The following is a 17,723-nucleotide window of genomic DNA, read 5'->3' on the forward strand; positions in this document are numbered from 1 at the left end:
GAAGGAGGCGCGCATGAGCGAGAACACCCGGACGTCGCGCGCTCCTGAGCGTGCGGGCGCCCCGACCTCCGGCACCGGCGGCTCGGGCGGGCGCGGTGTGCGCTCGCGCCTGGTCCGCTTCGGCGCGCGCCCCAACGCGGGCAGCCCGGCGCTCGAGCCGGTGCTCCAGGCCGTCCGCACCAACCACCCGCGCACGGACCTGAGCGTCATCGAGCGCGCGTACGAGACCGCAGAGCGCGCCCACCGCGGCCAGCTGCGCAAGAGCGGCGACCCGTACATCACGCACCCCGTCGCCGTCGCGACGATCCTCGCCGAGCTCGGGTTCGACGGGTCGACGCTCGCCGCCGCGCTGCTGCACGACACGGTCGAGGACACCGACTACTCGCTCGCGCAGCTCACCGAGGAGTACGGCGAGGAGATCGCCATGCTCGTCGACGGCGTGACCAAGCTCGACAAGGTCACGTACGGCGACGCGGCGCAGGCCGAGACGGTGCGCAAGATGGTCGTCGCCATGGCACGGGACATCCGCGTGCTCGTCATCAAGCTCGCCGACCGCCTGCACAACGCGCGCACCTGGAAGTACGTGTCGTCGTCGTCGGCGGGTCGCAAGGCGCGCGAGACCCTCGAGATCTACGCGCCGCTCGCCCACCGCCTCGGCATGAACACGATCAAGTGGGAGCTCGAGGACCTGTCGTTCCAGGCCCTGTACCCCAAGGTGTACGACGAGATCGTCCACCTCGTCGCCGAGCGCGCACCGGCGCGCGAGGAGTACCTGGCCGTGGTGCGCGAGCAGGTCACGGCCGACCTGCGCAGCGCGAAGATCAAGGCGACCGTCACCGGCCGGCCGAAGCACTACTACTCGATCTACCAGAAGATGATCGTGCGCGGCCACGACTTCGCGGAGATCTACGACCTCGTCGGCGCGCGCGTCCTGGTGGACAGCGTCCGGGACTGCTACGCGGCGCTCGGTGCGCTGCACGCGCGGTGGAACCCCGTGCCGGGGCGGTTCAAGGACTACATCGCGATGCCGAAGTTCAACATGTACCAGTCGTTGCACACGACGGTCATCGGACCGGGCGGGAAGCCGGTCGAGATCCAGATCCGCACGCACGAGATGCACCGGCGCGCGGAGTACGGCGTCGCGGCGCACTGGAAGTACAAGGAGACCGCGAAGTCGGGCGGCAAGACGGCGAAGGACGACGCCGCGGCCAACGACATGCGGTGGCTGCGCCAGCTCGTGGACTGGCAGCGCGAGACGGCCGACCCGGCCGAGTTCCTCGACTCGCTGCGCTTCGAGATCGGCGGTGCGGAGGTCTACGTCTTCACCCCCAAGGGCGACGTCATGGCGCTGCCGGCGGGCTCGACGCCGGTCGACTTCGCCTACGCGGTGCACACCGAGGTCGGGCACCGGACGATGGGCGCGCGCGTCAACGGCCGGCTCGTCCCGCTCGACTCGACGCTCGAGAACGGCGACTCCGTCGACGTCCTCACCTCGAAGTCGGAGAACGCGGGTCCGAGCCGTGACTGGCTCGCCTTCGTCAAGAGCCCGCGGGCGCGCAACAAGATCCGGCAGTGGTTCTCCAAGGAGCGCCGCGAGGAGGCCGTCGAGCACGGCAAGGACGCGATCGCCAAGGCGATGCGCAAGCAGAACCTGCCGATCCAGCGCCTGCTGTCGCACGAGTCGCTCGTCGCGCTCGCCAACGAGCTCCGCTTCGCGGACGTCACCGCGCTGTACGCGGCGATCGGCGAGGGTCAGGTGTCGGCGGCGAACGTCGTCTCCAAGCTCGTCCAGGCGATGGGGGGCGAGGAGGGCACGGTCGAGGACGTCGCCGAGACCGCGCGCCCCGGGAACACCGCGCGCCGCGTGCGCACGGGCGACCCGGGCGTCATGGTCAAGGGCGTCGACGACATCTGGGTCAAGCTCGCGAAGTGCTGCACCCCGGTCCCGGGCGACGAGATCATCGGCTTCGTCACGCGCGGGCAGGGCGTGAGCGTGCACCGGGCGGACTGCGCGAACGTCGTCGGGCTGCGCAACCAGCCCGAGCGGATCGTCGACGTCTCGTGGACCACGGGCAGCAACGCCATGTTCCTCGTGCAGATCCAGGTCGAGGCGCTCGACCGTGCGCGCCTGCTCTCCGACGTGACGCGCGTCCTGTCGGACAACCACGTGAACATCCTCTCGGCGACCGTCTCGACCTCGAACGACCGCGTGGCGATGTCGCGCTTCGTCTTCGAGATGGCGGAGCCCGCGCACCTCGCGCAGGTCCTCAGCGCGGTCCGCAAGGTCGACGGCGTGTTTGACGTCTACCGCATCACGGGGACGAAGGCCGCCGAGACGGCGCAGCTCCCCGCCTGAGCCCGCGGGCGGCACGCTGACCGAGGCCACCACGCCGCGCAGGGCGGCAGACCCGGTGGCAGCATCGGCACATGGACCTGCCCGTCATGCCACCCGTGCTGCCCATGCTCGCGAAGTCCGTGCCCGCCGTGCCCGATCCCGACGCCGTCGACGGCGGGTACGTGTACGAGCCGAAGTGGGACGGTTTCCGCGCGATCGTGTACCGCGACGGCGACGAGGTGCGGCTCGACAGCAGGAACGCGCGGCCCATGGACCGCTACTTCCCCGAGGTCGTCGAGGCGGTGCGGGCCGCGCTGCCGCCCCGGTGCGTGGTCGACGGCGAGATCGTCGTCGCGCGGGACGGTCGCCTCGAGTTCGAGGTGCTCCAGCAGCGCATCCACCCGGCGGCGTCGCGCGTGCGCCTGCTCGCGGAGCAGACCCCCGCGGCCCTCGTCGTGTTCGACGTGCTCGCGCTGGGGGACGAGGACCTCACGCGCGCGCCGCTCGCGCGGCGGCAGGAGGCGCTCGACTCCCTGGGCCTCGACGGCCCGGCCGTGCACGCCACGCCCCGCACGCGCGACGTCGCCGTGGCGCGGGAGTGGTTCGACACGTTCGAGGGGGCGGGCCTCGACGGCGTCGTCGCCAAGCCGCTCGACGGCACGTACCAGCCGAACAAGCGCGCGATGCTCAAGATCAAGCACGGCCGCGAGGCGGACGTCGTGCTCGCGGGGTACCGCCTGCACAAGACGTCGACCCCCGCGAAGCCGCTGCTCGGCTCGCTCCTGCTCGGCCTGTACGACGACGCGGGCCAGCTCCAGTTCGTCGGCGTCGCCGCGTCGTTCCCGACGGCGCGGCGCGCCGCGCTGGTCGAGGAGCTCGCGCCGCTCGTCGTCGAGCCGGGCACGCCGGACGCGGACGCGCACCCGTGGTCCGGGTGGGAGAACCCGGCCGGGGAGCGGATGCCGGGTGCGGTGTCGCGCTGGAGCTCGGGCAAGGACCTGTCGTTCACGCCGCTGCGCCCGGAGCGCGTGCTCGAGGTCGCCTACGACCACATGGAGGGCTCCCGGTTCCGGCACACCGCGCAGTTCCGGCGCTGGCGCGACGACCGTGACCCGGAGTCGTGCACCTACGAGCAGCTCGAGGAGCCGGTGCGCTACGACCTCACGGGCATCCTGCCCGGGGCGCCCGGCGTCGACTGACGCCGCCCGCACCCGCGTGGTCGCGGCACGTCAGTCCCGGGCGCGGTCCCGGTCCTTGCTCGGCTGGACGCGCTTGGGCTCGCCGGGCATCTTCGGGTACTCGGGCGGGTAGGGGAGGTCCCCGAGCCCGTGCTCGGCCTCGTCGCGGCGGGACAGCTCCAGGGCGGGCTCGAGCGACGCGCCCGGGTCCTCCCGGTCGGCACGCAGGGGTGCGAAGAGGTCGCCCACGGCGGCGAAGCGCGCGGGCATCGACAGCACGTCGAAGTCGTCGGGGTGGACGTCGCCGAGCTCCTCCCAGCGCAGGGGAGCGGACACCGTCGCGCGCTGGTTGGAGCGGATCGAGTAGGCCGACGCGATCGTGCGGTCGCGCGCCATCTGGTTGTAGTCGACGAAGATCTTGGCGCCGCGCTCCTCCTTCCACCACTTCGTGGTGACCTGGTCCGGCAGGCGCCGTTCGAGCTCACGACCGATCGCGATCGTCGCGCGGCGCGCGGCCACGAAGTCCCACTCGGGCGCGACCGGGACGAACACGTGGATCCCCCGACCGCCCGACGTCTTGGGGTAGCCGGGGAGACCGAGCTCGTCGAGGATCTCGCGCAGGTGCGGTGCGACGCGCACGGCGTCGTCGAAGTCGGTGCCCGGCTGCGGGTCGAGGTCGATGCGGAGCTGGTCCACCGCCTCGACGTCCCCGCCGCGCACGGGCCACGGGTGGAACGTCAGCGTGCCGAGGTTGGCCGCCCAGGCGACGACGGCGAGCTCCGTGGGGCACACCTCGTCGGCCGTGCGCCCGCTCGGGAACGCGATGCGCGCGGTCTGCACCCACTCGGGCGCGCCCTTCGGGATGCGCTTCTGGTAGAACGCGTCGCCGGTGTTGTCCGTGCGCGTGCTCATGCGGGCGCCCTCGAACACGCCCTTGGGCCAGCGCTCGAGCGTCGTCGGGCGGTCGACCAGAGCGCCGAGGATGCCGTCGCCCACGTCGAGGAAGTACTGCACGACGTCGAGCTTGGTGAGCCCGCGCGCGGGGAAGACGACGCGGTCCGGGCTCGTGACGCGCACGGTCCGTCCTCGGACGTCGAGCTCCACGGGGGGAGTCGTGGCTGCGGCCATGCCGACCAACCTAGACCGGGTCGCCGGTCCCGGCGAGCAGGAGCGCGAGGGTGCGCCGCGCCTGCGCCCGGCCGGCCCACCGGTGGCGCAGCTCGAGCGACCGCGCCGCCGCACGGGCGTCGAGCCCGCACACCGCCTCCAGCCGGCGCAGGGTGCTCAGCGCCTGCACCGGCTCGCACCGGGTGGCGACGTCGAGCGCGGTCCGCAGCACCGACGTGACGAGCACTCCCGCGACGAGGCTCGTCTCGTCGCGCAGCACGTGCGCCTGCCGCGCGGCCCGACCCTGCCGCGGCGGTGGGCGGTGACGCCCGGGCGGATGGACGACGTCGAGCACGCGGGGCGGCGCGGAGCCGCACAGCACCCACGCGGCGGCTGCGCCCGCGAGCACCGTGCCGCGCGGGACCTGGTCGCGGACGGCGAGCGCGCGCAGCGTGGGGGTGACGGGGATGCTCGCCGGCGCGGCGACGTCGCCCCACAGCCGACGCAGGGCGCCCGCGCGGACGAGCTCCTGGAAGGCCGCCGGCCCGCCGACGTCCTCCGGGACGACGAGCAGGCCGACCTCCGGTCCCGGCGGCGCGAGCAGGTGCGCGAGCGCGGCGGCGGGGACGTGCCCCGTGGCGCGGGCGGGTGCGGCGTGGTCGGGCGCGGTCGTGGCTGCGGGCACGCCCCTACCGTGCCGCACGGCGGTGGGTACGCGGAAGGGCCGGCACCCGCCTGTGGACGAGCGCCGGCCCTGTGACCGAGCGGGACGTGCGTCAGCCGCGCGAGTCCTCCGCCGCGCGGACGACCTGCTCGAGCCAGGAGCGCCGTGCGGCGAGGGCCGTCTCGGCCTCCTTCACCGCGCGCGCGTCCCCGCGGCTCTGCGCGGCGGCGAGGTCGGCCTCGAGCGCCTCGATCGCGGCCTCGAGCTGCGCCGCCGCACCCTCCGCGCGGGCGCGCGTCTCGGGGTTGCTCCGCGTCCACTGCGCCTGCTCGGCGTCGCGGACCGCGTTCTCGACGGCGCGCAGACGGCCCTCGACGCGCTGCAGGTCGCCGCGCGGCACCCGGCCGGCCTCCTCCCAGCGCTCCTGGAGGTCGCGCAGCGCCGCCTTGGCCGCGGCGAGGTCCTTGACGGGCACGAGCGCCTCCGCCTCGGTGAGCAGCGCCTCCTTGACCTCGAGGTTCGCCGCGTACTCGGCGTCGGTCGCGGAGTTCACCGCGTCGCGCGCCTGGAAGAACGTGTCCTGGGCGGCGCGGAAGCGGGCCCACAGCGCGTCGTCGTCCTTGCGGCTCGCCCGGCCCGCGGCCTTCCAGCGCGCCATGAGGTCGCGGTACGCGCCCGCCGTCGGGCCCCAGTCGGTGCTCGACGACAGCGCCTCGGCCTCCGCGACCAGCTTCTCCTTCGCGGCCTTGGCGGAGGCGTTGCGCTGCTCGAGCTCGGCGAAGTAGTGCCGGCGCTCGCGGTCGAACGCGGTGCGCGCGTGGCTGAACCGCTTCCACAGCGCCTCCTCGCTCGCGCGGTCGATGCGCGGACCCGAGCGCTGGGCCTCCTTCCAGCGCTCCAGCAGCCCGCGCAGCTCCTCGCCCGCGGGCCGCCACTGCATGCGGCTCGGGTCGGTCGCGGCGATCTTCTCCGCGGCCTCGATGATCTCCGTGCGGGCCTCGAGAGCCGCGGCCTTCGCCGCGGCGCGCTCCGCCTCGAGCTGCGCGCGACGCTCGGCAGCGGCGCCGCGGAGCGACTCGACCTGCGCCCGGAGCCCGTCGAGGTCGCCGACCGCGGAGGGCTCCGCCGTCTCCTCGGTGAGCCGGGCGATCGTCTGGTCGATCTCCTTGACCGACAGGTCCGTGCTGGTCAGCCGCGCCTCGAACAGCGCGACCTTCGCCTGGAGGTCGAGGTAGCGGCGCACGTACAGGGTGAGCGCCTCCTCGGCGCCGACGCCCGGGAACTGCCCGACGGAGCGCTCGCCCGCGCTCTCGCGGACGTACACCGTGCCGTCCTCGTCGACCCGACCGAACGCGGCCGCGGCCTTGGCGGCGGCCGAGTCGTCGGCCAGCGCCGGGACAGCGGGCACCTCCGGCACGACGGCCGCTGCGGCGGGAGCGCCCGCGGCCGGGGCGGCCGGCTTGCGCGGCGGGTGCGGGAGCGCCGACGGCTTGGGCCGCGGCCCGGGACGCGGGGCGGCGGGCCGGGGTGCCGACCCGGCGGGTGCCGTCGTCTCGGCGGGTGCTGTCGCCTCGGCGACGGGAGCGTCGTCGGCTGCCTCGGCTGCCTCGGCGGCAGGCGCCTCCGGTGCGGCGTCAGCGGGCGCGGCGGTCTCGGCCTCGGCGGCGGGAGCGTCGTCGGCCTCGGGGGCCTCGGTCTGCTCGGCCTCGGGGGCGGTCTCGGCCTCCGCTGCCGGTGCGTCGGTCGCCTCGGCCTCGGCGGCAGGCGTGGCCTCCGCCTGCTCGGCCGGAGCGGCCTCCTCGGCCGCGGCGGCGGGACCCTCGTCGGTGGCCTCGGTGGCCTCGGTGGCCTCGGTGGCCTCGGTGGCCTCGGTGGCCTCGGGCGTCGGCTCCACGTCTGTCGCGTCGACCCGTCCGGTCTCGCTCGCCTCCGCGGGCTCCGGTGCCGGTGCGCTCGCCTGGTTCTGGGCGGGATCGCTCACTGGGTCTCAACTCCTTCGATGGTGACCGGGGTGGCGGGGGACCCGTCGCCGGATCCGTCCTGCGTCCCCGCGTCAGCGACTGCCTGGACGACGTCCAGGCCGGACGTGATGGTGCCGAACACCGTGTAACCACCCGCCGCGTCGGACGGGATGGTCGAGTCCTCGTAGACGAGGAAGAACTGCGAACCCATCGAGCTGGCGTCCCCGCCCTGGCGGGCCATGGCGACGGTCCCCGCGGGGTAGACGTCGTCGGTGGGGGCGTTCTCGACGGGACCGAACTTGTAGCCCGGGTCGCCCGTGCCGGTGCCCGTCGGGTCGCCGCACTGGAGCACGTAGATGCCCGACGTCGTGAGGCGGTGGCACGACGTGCCGTCGAAGTACCCGGACTCGGCGAGGGACACGAAGCTCGCGACCGCCTGCGGGGCGGCCGCGCCGTCGAGCGTGAGCGTGAGGTCGCCCGCGCTCGTGGTGAGCGTCGTGGTCCAGTCCCGGCCCTCGGCGGCGGACGCGGGCGGCAGGGTGTGCTCGCCTGAGGGCGCCGCGCTCGTGTCGCCGCCCGGGTCGGTACCGGGATCCTGGGTGGCGGCGAGCGCCCACCAGACGGCGACGCCGATCACGACGAGCGCGACGACGACGCCCACGATCGACCACGTGCGCTGGCGCTTCGCCCGGAGCTGGGCCACGTGACGGTCCCACTTCTCCTCACGACGACGCGCCTGCTCGCGCTCGCGACTCTTCGTCGACACCCCAGCTCCTTCGTCCGGCGCCGCGACGGCGCGCACGGTCGACCCCGGTGCGGCCGTGGTCGGTACGGGACAGTCTAGGCACCGAGAACCCTGGTGGCGGGTGGATTTGCCGCGCGCAGGTCACGGTCCGGTATCGACGGCGCCGCCCGAAACCCGCGCTGCGCCCGCCCGGAGCCGCCCCACCGCCCGTGCCGCGGGCTACCCTCGCCCTCGTGGACCGACCTCGTGGCACGACGCCGACGCCCCCGGCCGAGCACGGCCCGACCCCGCCCGGACCGGCCGTGCACGTGGTGGTGGCGCCCGTCTTCGGCACGAGCTGCGCGGTCGTGAGCGCCCCGGGCGGGGACTGCGTGGTGGTCGACGCGGGGGCGGGGGTCGCGGACGCCGTCGTCGCGCACGTCCGCTCCGCGGGCCTCGTGCCCCGCGCCGTGCTCGCGACGCACGGGCACGTCGACCACACGTGGGACGCCGCGGCGCTCGCCGACCGCTTCGGGGTTCCCGTCGTGCTGCACGCGGCCGACGCGTACCGGCTCGCGGACCCGTTCGGGAGCCTGGAGCACGGCGGACCCGCCGCGAGCCGGCCGGGCGCCGTCGTGTCCGGCCCGCTCGGCGCGGCGCTCGCGGCGGCCGGCGCCGGGCCGCAGGACTACCGCGAGCCGGGCCGCGTCGAGTCGTTCGACGTACCCGCGGGCGGCGAGCGGGAGCTGCGCTGGGGCGGCGTCGCGCTGCGCGCGGTGGGCGCGCCCGGGCACACCGAGGGCTCCACGCTCTACCTCGTGGGCGAGCCGGGAGCGGGCCTCGTGCTCAGCGGCGACGTCCTCTTCGCGGGCTCTGTCGGCCGCACCGACCTCCCAGGCGGGGACGGCGCCACGATGGCCCGCACCCTGCGCGACGTCGTCGCGCACCTGGACCCGGCCTGGGACGTGCTCCCGGGGCACGGCCCGGCGACGACGGTCGCGCGCGAGCTGGCGACGAACCCCTTCCTCGCCCGCTGAGCGCAGGACCGGGGGCCGGACGATGCGGTCGTCGGTCCCGGCGTCTGGGAAGATCTGACCCATGGCCAGGCCCACACCCCTCTCCGGTTTCCCCGAATGGCTCCCCGACGGTCGGATCGTCGAGCAGCACGTCCTCGACACCCTGCGCCGGGTGTTCGAGCTGCACGGGTTCGCCGGGATCGAGACGCGCGCGGTCGAGCCGCTCGACCAGCTCCTGCGCAAGGGGGAGACGTCGAAGGAGGTCTACGTCCTGCGCAGGCTCCAGGAAGAGCCGCAGGACGACGCCGCGGCCGGGTCGGCCGCGAAGGGCGACAAGCAGCTCGGCCTGCACTTCGACCTCACCGTCCCGTTCGCGCGCTACGTGCTCGAGAACGCCGGGCACCTCGCGTTCCCGTTCAAGCGCTACCAGATCCAGAAGGTGTGGCGCGGCGAGCGCCCCCAGGACGGGCGCTTCCGCGAGTTCACCCAGGCCGACGTCGACGTCGTCGGCGCGGGCGAGCTGCCCTACCACTACGAGGTCGAGCTGCCGCTCGTCATGGCCGAGGCGCTGGGCGCGCTGCGCGACATCGGCGTGCCCGAGGTCCGCGTCCTCGTGAACAACCGCCGGGTCGCCGAGGGGTTCTACCGCGGGCTCGGCATCGACGCGGTCGACGACGTCCTGCGCCAGATCGACAAGCTCGACAAGGTCGGCCCCGAGAAGGTCGCCGCGCTGCTCGAGTCCGAGGCCGGCACGACGCCCGAGCAGGCGCAGGCGTGCCTCGCGCTCGCGGGCATCAGCGGGAGCGACTCCGGCGTGGTCGACCGCGTGCGCGCGCTCGCGGCCGAGCACGGCGTGGAGAGCGAGCTGCTGGAGACCGGGCTCGGCGAGCTCGGCGCGCTGATCGAGGCCGCGAGCGTGCGCGCCCCGGGCGTCGTCGTCGCCGACCTCAAGATCGCGCGCGGCCTCGACTACTACACGGGATCCGTCTACGAGACCGTGCTCGTGGGCCACGAGCAGCTCGGCTCGATCTGCTCGGGGGGTCGCTACGACACCCTCGCGTCCGACGGTGCGAACACCTACCCCGGCGTCGGGCTGTCGATCGGCGTGTCCCGGCTCGTGTCGCGCCTGCTCTCCGCCGGCCTCGTGCGCGCGACGCGCGCGGTGCCGAGCGCCGTCGTCGTGGCCGTCACGAGCGAGGAGACGCGCGACGCCTCCGACGCGGTCGCGCACGCGCTGCGCGCCCGCGGGGTGCCGGTCGAGGTCGCGCCCGCCGCCGCGAAGTTCGGCAAGCAGATCCGCTACGCCGACCGGCGCGGCATCCCGTTCGTCTGGTTCCCCGGGCGCGTCGAGGACGACGGCACGCGCTCGCCCGACCAGGTGAAGGACATCCGCTCGGGGGAGCAGGTCGACGCCGACGCGGGGACGTGGGAGCCGCCCGCCGAGGACCGCTTCCCGCGCGTCGTGCCCGCGGAGGGCTGACCCGCCGCACCGGGGAGGGGAGGGCGACGTGACGCGACCGGTCGAGCTCGCCCTGCCCTTCCAGGGGACGTGGCTCGTGCGCAACAGCCCGGCGCGCCGCGTGCCGAGCCACGGCACCGACCTCTTCGCGACGACGTACGCGATCGACTTCGTCGCCGTCCGAGGGCGGCGCACCGCCGCCGTGCGCGACTGGCGCACCGTGCTTGGCACCGAGCCGCCCGAGCGGTTCGTCGCGTTCGAGCGGCCCGTGCTCGCCCCGGCGGCGGGCACCGTCGTCGCGGTGCACGACGGCGAGCCCGACCACGAGGCCCGCCGGTCGCCCACCGCGCTGCTCGGCTACGCGCTCACGCAGGCGGCGCGGGCGCGCGGTGGCGCCGCGGCGCTCGCGGGCAACCACGTGGTGCTCGCCCTCGACCCGCCCGGCACGTACGTCGTCCTCGCGCACCTGCGCGCCGGGTCCGTGGCCGTCGTGCCCGGCCGACGGGTCGAGGCGGGCGAGGAGCTGGGCCGGTGCGGGAGCTCGGGGAACTCGACGCAGCCGCACGTGCACGTGCAGGCCATGGACGCGCCGGACGCGCTCGCCGCCCGCGGGCTGCCGCTCGTCTTCCGGGGCTTCCGCGAGCGGTCCCGCGACGGCTCGTCGCGCGTCGTGGACCTCGGCGTCCCGGCGGAGGGTGCGGTCGTCGAGCCCGCGTGACCGCGGTCCGGCAAGCCTCACGCCGTGAGCGCGCCCAGCCCCGTGACCCACCCCCCGCGGACCCCGACGACGACCACCGCCGCGGCGACGGCCAGCACGGCGACCGCGGCGACGACGTCGGGCACGCCGAGCGGGACGGGCCGCGCCGTGGTGCGCGGACCGGAACCGAGGCCCCGCGACTCGAGCGCCACGGTCAGGCGCTCGGAGCGGCGCACGGCACCGACGAGGAGGGCGAACGCGGCGGTGCCGAGCGCGCGGGGGGACCGGGGGAGCGTGCCGGGCCGCCGCCGCGGGTCGCGCACGGCCTGCGCGCAACGGATCGTGTGCCAGGCGTCGGGCAGCTCGACGAGCAGCCGGTGGGCCGCGAGCACCGCGTACGTCCACGTCAGGGGCAGCCGCCCGTGCTGGTGGAGGCTCGTCATGAGGCGCACCGGGTCGGTCGTCACCGCGACCGTGAGCGAGAGGGCGCCGACGAGCAGCGTGCGCACCGCGAGCCCGGCGCCGATCGTCAGGCCGTCGGAGCCGACGGTGACCGGGCCCAGGTCGACCGGGTCGCCGCCGGGCCGGGTGGCGACGTTGACGACCAGCAGGCTGGTCGCGAACACCAGGAAGGGCACGTGCGCCAGGGCGAGCGTGCGCACGGGGACGCGTCCCGCGACCAGCAGCGCCGCGACCGTGAGCACCCACCCGATCGCGGGGGTGTACGGGTCGGTGACGAGCAGCGCACCCGTCGACACGACGAGGACGGTCGCCAGCTTGACCGTCGGGTTCCAGCGCCCGAGGGGCGTGCTGTGCGGCGCGCTCACGGGGCGACCTCCGCGAGGGCTGCGGGCGCGGTCTCTGCAACGTCGGCTGCGACGGCGGTGCCCGAGGCGGCGTCGAGCGCCCGGACGAGCGCGCCCGGGTCCACGCCGTGGCGGCGGCCCGTGCGGGCCCACCACGCGAGCAGGGGAGGACGGCGCAGGCGGGCGCGCCGGCACAGCGCGTCGTCGGCCAGCACGGTGGCGGGCGGCCCGAGCGCCACGAGCCGGCCGCCGATGACGACGGCGACACGGTCGGCGAGGGCCGCGACGAGCGCGAGGTCGTGCGTGACGACGACCACCGCGCCGCCCGCGTCGGCACGCTCGCGCAGCGCGTGGGCGACGGCGTCCGCCTGGGCGCGGTCGAGCCCCGACGTGGGCTCGTCGGCGAGGAGGACGGGCGGATCGAGCACGGTCGCCGTCGCGAGGGACAGTCGCCGCTGCTCGCCGCCGGAGAGCCGGTACGGGTTCGCGTCGACGAGGTGCGTGAGGGCGAACGCGTCGAGGGTGCGCGCGACGCGTCCGTCGACGTCGTCGAGCCGCGCGAGCCGGGCCGACCAGGCGACCTCGTCGCGGACCGTGCGCGCGAGGAGCTGGTGCTCCGGGTCCTGGAACACCATCGCGACGGGCGCGCCGGGCGCCGTCGTGACCTCGCCCGTGGTCCGTTCGAGTCCCGCCAGCCCGCGCAGGAGGGTCGACTTGCCGCCGCCGTTGGGCCCCACCACCGCGAGCACCTCGCCCGCGTGCACGTCGAGGTCGACGTCGCGCACCACCGGCGTCTCGTCCTGCCCGCGCCCTCGGCGGCCCGCCGCGGCGGCGCGGTGCACCGCGAGGCGACGGGCACGCAGGGCGACCGGGCGGTCAGGGGCGAGCGCCGCCGGGCCGGTGTCTGCGTCACGGGGGTCCGCGGCGCGGGGGTCGACGGTGCGGGGGTCGGCGGAGTGCGCGAGGTCGACGAGCCAGGCGTCGGTCGCGGGCGCGCCGAGCGTGCCCGGGGCTCCTGCCTGCCGGAGCCGGACGTCGAGCGGCAACCAGCACCCGAGCTCGGCGAGCGTGGCGGCGTGCGCGCGCAGGACGGCGGTCGTGGGGCCGTGCGCGACGACGCGGCCGGTGTCGTCGAGCACGAGCGTCGCGTCCGGGAGCGTCCCGACGTCGTCGAGGCGGTGCTCGACGAGCACGACCGACCGGCCGGAGGTGCCGTGCGCGCCCTGTTCGGGCGCCCGGACGAGCCCGCCCACGAGCGTCCCGACCTCGTGCGCCGCGGCCGGGTCGAGGAACGCCGTCGGCTCGTCGAGGACCACGAGCTCGGGGTCGGCGACGAGCGCCGCCGCGAGGGCGACGCGCTGCGCCTCGCCTCCCGACAGCGCGTGGGTCGGCCGGTCGTGCAGGTGGTCCGCACCGACGGCGGCGAGCGCGGTGGCCGCGCGGGCGTCCATCGTGCGCGGGTCCGCCGCCCGGTTCTCGAGCGCGAACCGCAGCTCGTCGTCGACGCGGGCGAGGCACAGCTGGTCGCCCGGCCGCTGCTGGACGAGGCCGACGCGCGCGGCGAGCGCCGCCGGGGTCGTGTCGCGCGGGTCGACGCCCGTCACGCGCAGGTCGCCCGTGACCGACCCTGGGAGCGTGTGGGGCACGACGCCGACGAGCGCGCGCAGCAGCGTGGACTTCCCGCAGCCCGAGGGGCCGAGCACGAGCAGCCCGGTGCCCGCGGGGACGGTGAGGGTGAGGTCGTCGAGCACGCGCGTGCCGTCGTGGCCCACGGTGACGTTGAGGCCGGCGGCGGCGACGGCGTCGGGCACGTCGCCGGGCACGGCGTCCGGCGTGACGTCCCGTGCGGCGGTCGGTGCCTCAGCCACGGCGGTCTGCCCCGATCGCGAAGGCGTCGAGCGCGCCGGTGCGGGCGAGGGCGTCGCCGAGGAGGCGCGCCGCGATCCCGCACAGCACGACGCACGAGACGACCTGCACGCCGAGCCGGAGCATCGCGTAGTCCTGCCCGAGCCAGCCGAAGCGGACCGCGTTGAACGCGTAGGTGACGAGCGCCGCGCTGACGCCCGACGCGACGAAGACCCACCAGCCGTAGCGGCGGTACCGGGTGAGTGCGAAGGGGATCTCGGCGCCCACGCCCTGGACGAGCCCCACGAGGACGAGCAGCGGGCCGGCGGGCGACGCGAGGAAGACCACCTCGACGAGCGCCGCGAGCGTCTCGGTGAGGATGCCGACGCCCGGCTTGCGCACGATGTACGTCGCGAGCGGGCCGACGACGATCCACGCGCCCGCGAGCACGTTGGCGGCGAGGTCCGCGAGCGGGCCCATGGCGAGCTGGAGCGGGGCCCAGAGCTGCACGATCGCCCAGTAGACGAACCCGAACACGACCCCCAGCACGGCGACGAGGACCGTCTCGTGGAGGGTGAGGCCGCGGCGTCGGGCACGGCTCGGGGGAGCGGCGACGGCGCGGTCCCGGGGGGCGGGCGTGGGACCCACGCCGTCAGGTCGGTCGTCGGGCGTGGCGGTGGGCGGGGTCGCCCGGGGCGGCGTGGTGCGGGGCTCGGTCATGCGGTTCCCTCCGTCGGGCCCCCGGGGCGAGGGGTGCACGACGGCGCGCCACCGCTGCCCCCGCGCGGACGGCACGCGCGGGGCGCGGGCACGAGCGCGCAGGGGGACGGTGACGTCCGCCCTGCTCCCTTCGCTGGTACGAACCAGATCAGGTTCCACGGGTCTGCAGGAGGGACGGGTGTCCGGCCTGCACTCTCAGCGCTCGTGCGCTCCCCGGGGGCGTTCGGCCCGACCCTAGGGCCTGGACGCCCGCCGGACAATCCCGGCGTCTCACCCACCGGGACGCCCGGCCGCCGTGAGAAGGTGACGGCGACGAGGCGCCCGCGCGGACCGGGGACGGGCTCCGACCACGAGGAACGAGGCAGTGCGCATGACCCGAGACAACGACCCCGCCGCGGTCGCCGAGCTGGACCGCCTCGACGAGGCCGTGCGGAGCGCGTCCGCGGGCGACACGTCGGCGCAGATCGCGCTGTGGCGGCAGACCGTGCGCCTCGGCACGTGGTTCTTCATCGCGCGGGGGTCCGAGGACCAGCCTCGTCCGTACGCCGTCGCTGCGGACCAGGGGCCCATGATCTGCCTCTACAGCAGCGCCGCGCGCGCGGACGAGGCGGCCCGGGCGCTCGGTCTGGCGGACGACGAGACAGGCTCCGTGCCGCTGCTCGGGGTACCCGTGCCGGCGGCGATCGACTACGTCGCGTCCTTCGGCGCGGCCGGGGTCGTCGGTGTCGCGCTGGACCACCCGCGCATCGGCCACCACATCCCCCTCGGGAACCTGGCGCTGCTCAAGGCGTGGTCCGCCGACGGCTGACCCGCCCTTGACAGCGCGTTCGAACGTTTGTTCGAATAGCGCGATGCGGTGGGACGGACAGGCGCTCGGCGCGGACGACGGCGCGCTCCCCGGGCTGGAGCGGGTCGGCCTCGTCCGCAGCGTGCGCACGCCCGAGTTCGCGGGCATCACGTTCCACGAGGTCACGGCCAAGAGCGCGCTGTCCAAGGTGCCCGCGATGTCGCGCATGCCGTTCCGGTGGACCGTCAACCCGTACCGCGGGTGCAGCCACGCGTGCTCCTACTGCCTCGCGCCCGCCACCCCGGTGCTGCTGGCCGACGGCACGCAACGGCCGATCGGCGAGCTGCGTGTCGGCGACGAGATCGTCGGCACCGCCCCGCACGGCGCGTACCGGCGCTACGTGCGCACCCGGGTGCTCGACCGCTGGACCACCCGCAAGCGTGCCTACCGCGTGACCCTCGCCGACGGCACGCGCCTCGTGGCGAGCGGCGACCACCGGTTCCTCACCGAGCGCGGGTGGCGCCACGTCGTCGGCGGTGCCGGGCACCGTGCCCGCCTGGCGCTCGGCGACGTGCTCGTCGGGCCGGGCGCCGCGGCGCTCGCGGACGGGCGGCCCGTCCTCGACGGCCAGGACGTCACCGGCGGCGAGGCGCTGCGCGTCGACTCGCTGGAAGCGCTCGACGGGCCGGGGGAGACGACGGAGCTGGTCGACATCACGACCGGCACGCGCGACTTCGTCGCCGCGGGGGTCGTGAGCCACAACTGCTTCGCCCGCCCCACGCACCAGTACCTCGACCTCGACGCGGGCGAGGACTTCGACCGGGAGGTCGTGGTCAAGGTCAACGTCGACGACGTGCTGCGGGCCGAGCTCGCCCGCCCGTCCTGGGCGCGCGAGGCCGTCGCGCTCGGCACCAACACCGACCCGTACCAGCGCGCCGAGGGTCGCTACCGCCTCATGCCCGGCATCATCGACGCGCTCGCCGGGTCGGGCACGCCGCTGTCCGTGCTGACCAAGGGCACGCTCCTGCGCCGCGACCTGCCCCTGCTCGTCGACGCGGCCTCGCGCGTCGAGGTCGGGGTCGGCGTGTCCCTCGCGCTCCTGGACCCCGAGCTCCAGGCGAGCGTGGAGCCGGGCACGCCCTCGCCGCGCGCGCGGCTCGAGCTCGTCCGCACGGTCCGGGAGGCCGGTCTGCCGTGCGGCGTCATGGTCGCCCCCGTGCTGCCGTGGCTCACCGACTCGACCCGCGCGCTCACCGAGCTGCTCGACGCCGTCAAGGACGCGGGCGCGACCGGCGTCACGGTGCTGCCGCTGCACCTCAAGCCCGGCACTCGCGAGTGGTACATGGGCTGGCTCGCGCGCGAGCACCCGCGGCTCGTCCCCGGGTACGAGCGCGTGTACGGCCGCGGCACGTACGCCTCGACGGCGTACCGGTCCTGGCTGTGGGACCGGGTGCGGCCGATGCTCGAGGCGCGCGGGTTCGCCGTCGCGGGGCACCGCGGCCCCGCGGGCGTCGAGGGGCGGTTCCGCCGCGGCGAGCCCGGCGACCGGCGACGCCGGTCAGGACCGCCGACGGACGGCGCCTACCCGGCCGGCAGCCTCGCCGTCGACCCGGCGCCGCAGGACGCGCGCCACGGCCACGGCGGGGCGCTCGCGGGCATGCCGGTGGACGGCGGCGGGCTCGACGTCGTCGGCGGGGGAGTGGAGCAGGTCCTGTTCTGACCTGTCTCAGGCGTCGGCGAGGCGCGCCGGGAAGCCACCCGTCGCCACCGGTCCCCAGCGCGTGATCGTCAGCCGCACGAGCGACTTGCCCTGGGTGACCATGGCGGCGCGGTACTCGTCCCAGTCCGGGTGCTCGCCGCTGACGGCGCGGTAGTAGTCGACCAGCGGCTCGACCGACTCGGGCAGGTCGATCACCTCCGCCTCGCCGTCGACCTGCACCCACGGGTCGGAGAACCGCTCGCCCAGGGACAGCAGCGACGCGCGCGGGTCGCGGCGCACGTTGACCGCCTTGGCGCGCTCCGGGTACGTCGACACGACGACCCGACCCGCGTCGTCCACCCCGTACGTGACCGGGCTGAGCTGAGGGCGGCCGTCGGCGCGGGTGGTGACGAGGACGCCGTCGTGCCGGGAGCGCAGGAACTCCTCGAGCTCGTCGCGCTCGACGCGCCGGTTCGTCGCGATGGTGCGTGCCACGGGTCACCCTCCTTCGTGCGGGCGGCGGGCCGGACGGCCCTGCCGCGGCCGGTCGGCCCGTGCGCGCCCGCAGGCGCCGCGCCGGTCCCGGCGGTGCCGCCACGGGACGTCGCGGCGGCACCGCCACGGTATCCGGTCGTCCCCGCCGGTCGAGAGCGGACCGTCGACCGCCTCCGGTCGGAGGTATCCGGTCGAGCCGCCCGCCCGCCCGCACTAGACTTCAGCGGACG

15 protein-coding genes and 1 riboswitch are annotated in these 17,723 nt (G+C 75.8%); of the genes, 7 read left to right on the forward strand and 8 right to left on the reverse strand.

Translation table 11 applies throughout. The annotated features are described in order from the left end of the window. The first annotated feature begins 13 nt into the window (after positions 1 to 13). Both B9L22_RS10570 and B9L22_RS10575 read left to right on the forward strand, forming a co-directional pair. Positions 14 to 2,356 carry a bifunctional (p)ppGpp synthetase/guanosine-3',5'-bis(diphosphate) 3'-pyrophosphohydrolase gene (locus B9L22_RS10570; protein ID WP_043651895.1) on the forward strand — a complete coding sequence of 781 codons (2,343 nt, stop codon included), beginning with the start codon at positions 14 to 16 and terminating at the stop codon, positions 2,354 to 2,356. A 71-nt stretch (positions 2,357 to 2,427) separates the two neighbouring features. Further along, positions 2,428 to 3,534, forward strand: coding sequence for an ATP-dependent DNA ligase (locus tag B9L22_RS10575; RefSeq protein WP_086150353.1), 1,107 nt, complete (start codon positions 2,428 to 2,430; stop codon positions 3,532 to 3,534). 30 nt (positions 3,535 to 3,564) lie between these two features. Here the strand turns inward: B9L22_RS10575 and ligD are convergent, their stop codons facing one another. From ligD to B9L22_RS10595, 4 genes are all read right to left on the reverse strand, one after another. Beyond that, positions 3,565 to 4,641 (reverse strand): non-homologous end-joining DNA ligase, encoded by a 1,077-nt coding sequence (ligD, locus tag B9L22_RS10580; protein WP_043651896.1) that lies wholly within the window; start codon positions 4,639 to 4,641, stop codon positions 3,565 to 3,567. 10 nt (positions 4,642 to 4,651) lie between these two features. Then, the gene (locus tag B9L22_RS20020; protein WP_086150354.1) at positions 4,652 to 5,305 is read right to left on the reverse strand and encodes a hypothetical protein; all 654 of its coding nucleotides are present in this window, start codon (positions 5,303 to 5,305) and stop codon (positions 4,652 to 4,654) included. 91 nt (positions 5,306 to 5,396) lie between these two features. Beyond that, positions 5,397 to 7,265: a DUF349 domain-containing protein gene (locus tag B9L22_RS10590; protein WP_233139994.1), complete on the reverse strand. Its 1,869-nt coding sequence runs from the start codon at positions 7,263 to 7,265 to the stop codon at positions 5,397 to 5,399. Next, positions 7,262 to 8,011: a peptidylprolyl isomerase gene (locus tag B9L22_RS10595; RefSeq protein ID WP_086150355.1), complete on the reverse strand. Its 750-nt coding sequence runs from the start codon at positions 8,009 to 8,011 to the stop codon at positions 7,262 to 7,264. The genes B9L22_RS10590 and B9L22_RS10595 overlap by 4 nt, the downstream gene beginning before the upstream one ends. A gap of 212 nt (positions 8,012 to 8,223) precedes the next feature. Between B9L22_RS10595 and B9L22_RS10600 the strand changes: the two genes are divergently transcribed. From B9L22_RS10600 to B9L22_RS10610, 3 genes are all read left to right on the forward strand, one after another. Continuing rightward, entirely contained in the window at positions 8,224 to 9,006 is a 783-nt protein-coding gene (locus B9L22_RS10600) for an MBL fold metallo-hydrolase (RefSeq protein WP_369824825.1), read from the forward strand. A 61-nt stretch (positions 9,007 to 9,067) separates the two neighbouring features. Then, positions 9,068 to 10,465, forward strand: coding sequence for a histidine--tRNA ligase (gene hisS / locus B9L22_RS10605; RefSeq protein ID WP_086150356.1), 1,398 nt, complete (start codon positions 9,068 to 9,070; stop codon positions 10,463 to 10,465). Positions 10,466 to 10,493: 28 nt separating this feature from the next. Next, positions 10,494 to 11,162: a M23 family metallopeptidase gene (locus B9L22_RS10610; protein ID WP_086150357.1), complete on the forward strand. Its 669-nt coding sequence runs from the start codon at positions 10,494 to 10,496 to the stop codon at positions 11,160 to 11,162. Between the two features lie 17 nt (positions 11,163 to 11,179). Here the strand turns inward: B9L22_RS10610 and B9L22_RS10615 are convergent, their stop codons facing one another. The 3 genes from B9L22_RS10615 to B9L22_RS10625 are packed head-to-tail and all read right to left on the reverse strand — an operon-like array spanning position 11,180 to position 14,512. Next, complete coding sequence (locus B9L22_RS10615) at positions 11,180 to 11,968, reverse strand: energy-coupling factor transporter transmembrane protein EcfT (protein WP_086150358.1); 789 nt, start codon at positions 11,966 to 11,968, stop codon at positions 11,180 to 11,182. Beyond that, positions 11,965 to 13,815 (reverse strand): ABC transporter ATP-binding protein, encoded by a 1,851-nt coding sequence (locus tag B9L22_RS20025; protein WP_086150359.1) that lies wholly within the window; start codon positions 13,813 to 13,815, stop codon positions 11,965 to 11,967. The genes B9L22_RS10615 and B9L22_RS20025 overlap by 4 nt, the downstream gene beginning before the upstream one ends. Beyond that, complete coding sequence (locus B9L22_RS10625) at positions 13,808 to 14,512, reverse strand: ECF transporter S component (protein ID WP_086150360.1); 705 nt, start codon at positions 14,510 to 14,512, stop codon at positions 13,808 to 13,810. Before B9L22_RS10625 ends, B9L22_RS20025 begins: the two co-directional genes overlap by 8 nt. Before the next feature lie 106 nt (positions 14,513 to 14,618). Next, a riboswitch (TPP riboswitch) is annotated at positions 14,619 to 14,738 on the reverse strand. A 144-nt stretch (positions 14,739 to 14,882) separates the two neighbouring features. Here B9L22_RS10625 and B9L22_RS10630 point away from each other — a divergent pair. Further along, positions 14,883 to 15,320 carry a hypothetical protein gene (locus B9L22_RS10630; RefSeq protein ID WP_086150361.1) on the forward strand — a complete coding sequence of 146 codons (438 nt, stop codon included), beginning with the start codon at positions 14,883 to 14,885 and terminating at the stop codon, positions 15,318 to 15,320. Between the two features lie 43 nt (positions 15,321 to 15,363). Continuing rightward, on the forward strand, positions 15,364 to 17,019 hold the full coding sequence (locus B9L22_RS10635; RefSeq protein WP_086150362.1) for an Rv2578c family radical SAM protein: 1,656 nt from the start codon (positions 15,364 to 15,366) through the stop codon (positions 17,017 to 17,019). Positions 17,020 to 17,025: 6 nt separating this feature from the next. Here the strand turns inward: B9L22_RS10635 and B9L22_RS10640 are convergent, their stop codons facing one another. Continuing rightward, complete coding sequence (locus tag B9L22_RS10640; RefSeq protein ID WP_086150363.1) at positions 17,026 to 17,493, reverse strand: PPOX class F420-dependent oxidoreductase; 468 nt, start codon at positions 17,491 to 17,493, stop codon at positions 17,026 to 17,028. Positions 17,494 to 17,723: the final 230 nt, after the last annotated feature.

It is taken from the genome of Cellulosimicrobium sp. KWT-B, assembly GCF_002127155.1.
Classification (GTDB): Bacteria; Actinomycetota; Actinomycetes; order Actinomycetales; family Cellulomonadaceae; genus Cellulosimicrobium; species Cellulosimicrobium funkei.

Coding starts and splice junctions, on each gene's coding strand:
- B9L22_RS10625 (WP_086150360.1), bottom strand. CDS start 14,512: ATGACCGAGCCCCGCACCACGCCGCCCCGGGCGACCCCGCCCACCGCC.
- B9L22_RS10635 (WP_086150362.1), top strand. CDS start 15,364: ATGCGGTGGGACGGACAGGCGCTCGGCGCGGACGACGGCGCGCTCCCC.
- B9L22_RS10575 (WP_086150353.1), top strand. CDS start 2,428: ATGGACCTGCCCGTCATGCCACCCGTGCTGCCCATGCTCGCGAAGTCC.
- hisS (WP_086150356.1), top strand. CDS start 9,068: ATGGCCAGGCCCACACCCCTCTCCGGTTTCCCCGAATGGCTCCCCGAC.
- B9L22_RS10570 (WP_043651895.1), top strand. CDS start 14: ATGAGCGAGAACACCCGGACGTCGCGCGCTCCTGAGCGTGCGGGCGCC.
- ligD (WP_043651896.1), bottom strand. CDS start 4,641: ATGGCCGCAGCCACGACTCCCCCCGTGGAGCTCGACGTCCGAGGACGG.
- B9L22_RS10630 (WP_086150361.1), top strand. CDS start 14,883: ATGACCCGAGACAACGACCCCGCCGCGGTCGCCGAGCTGGACCGCCTC.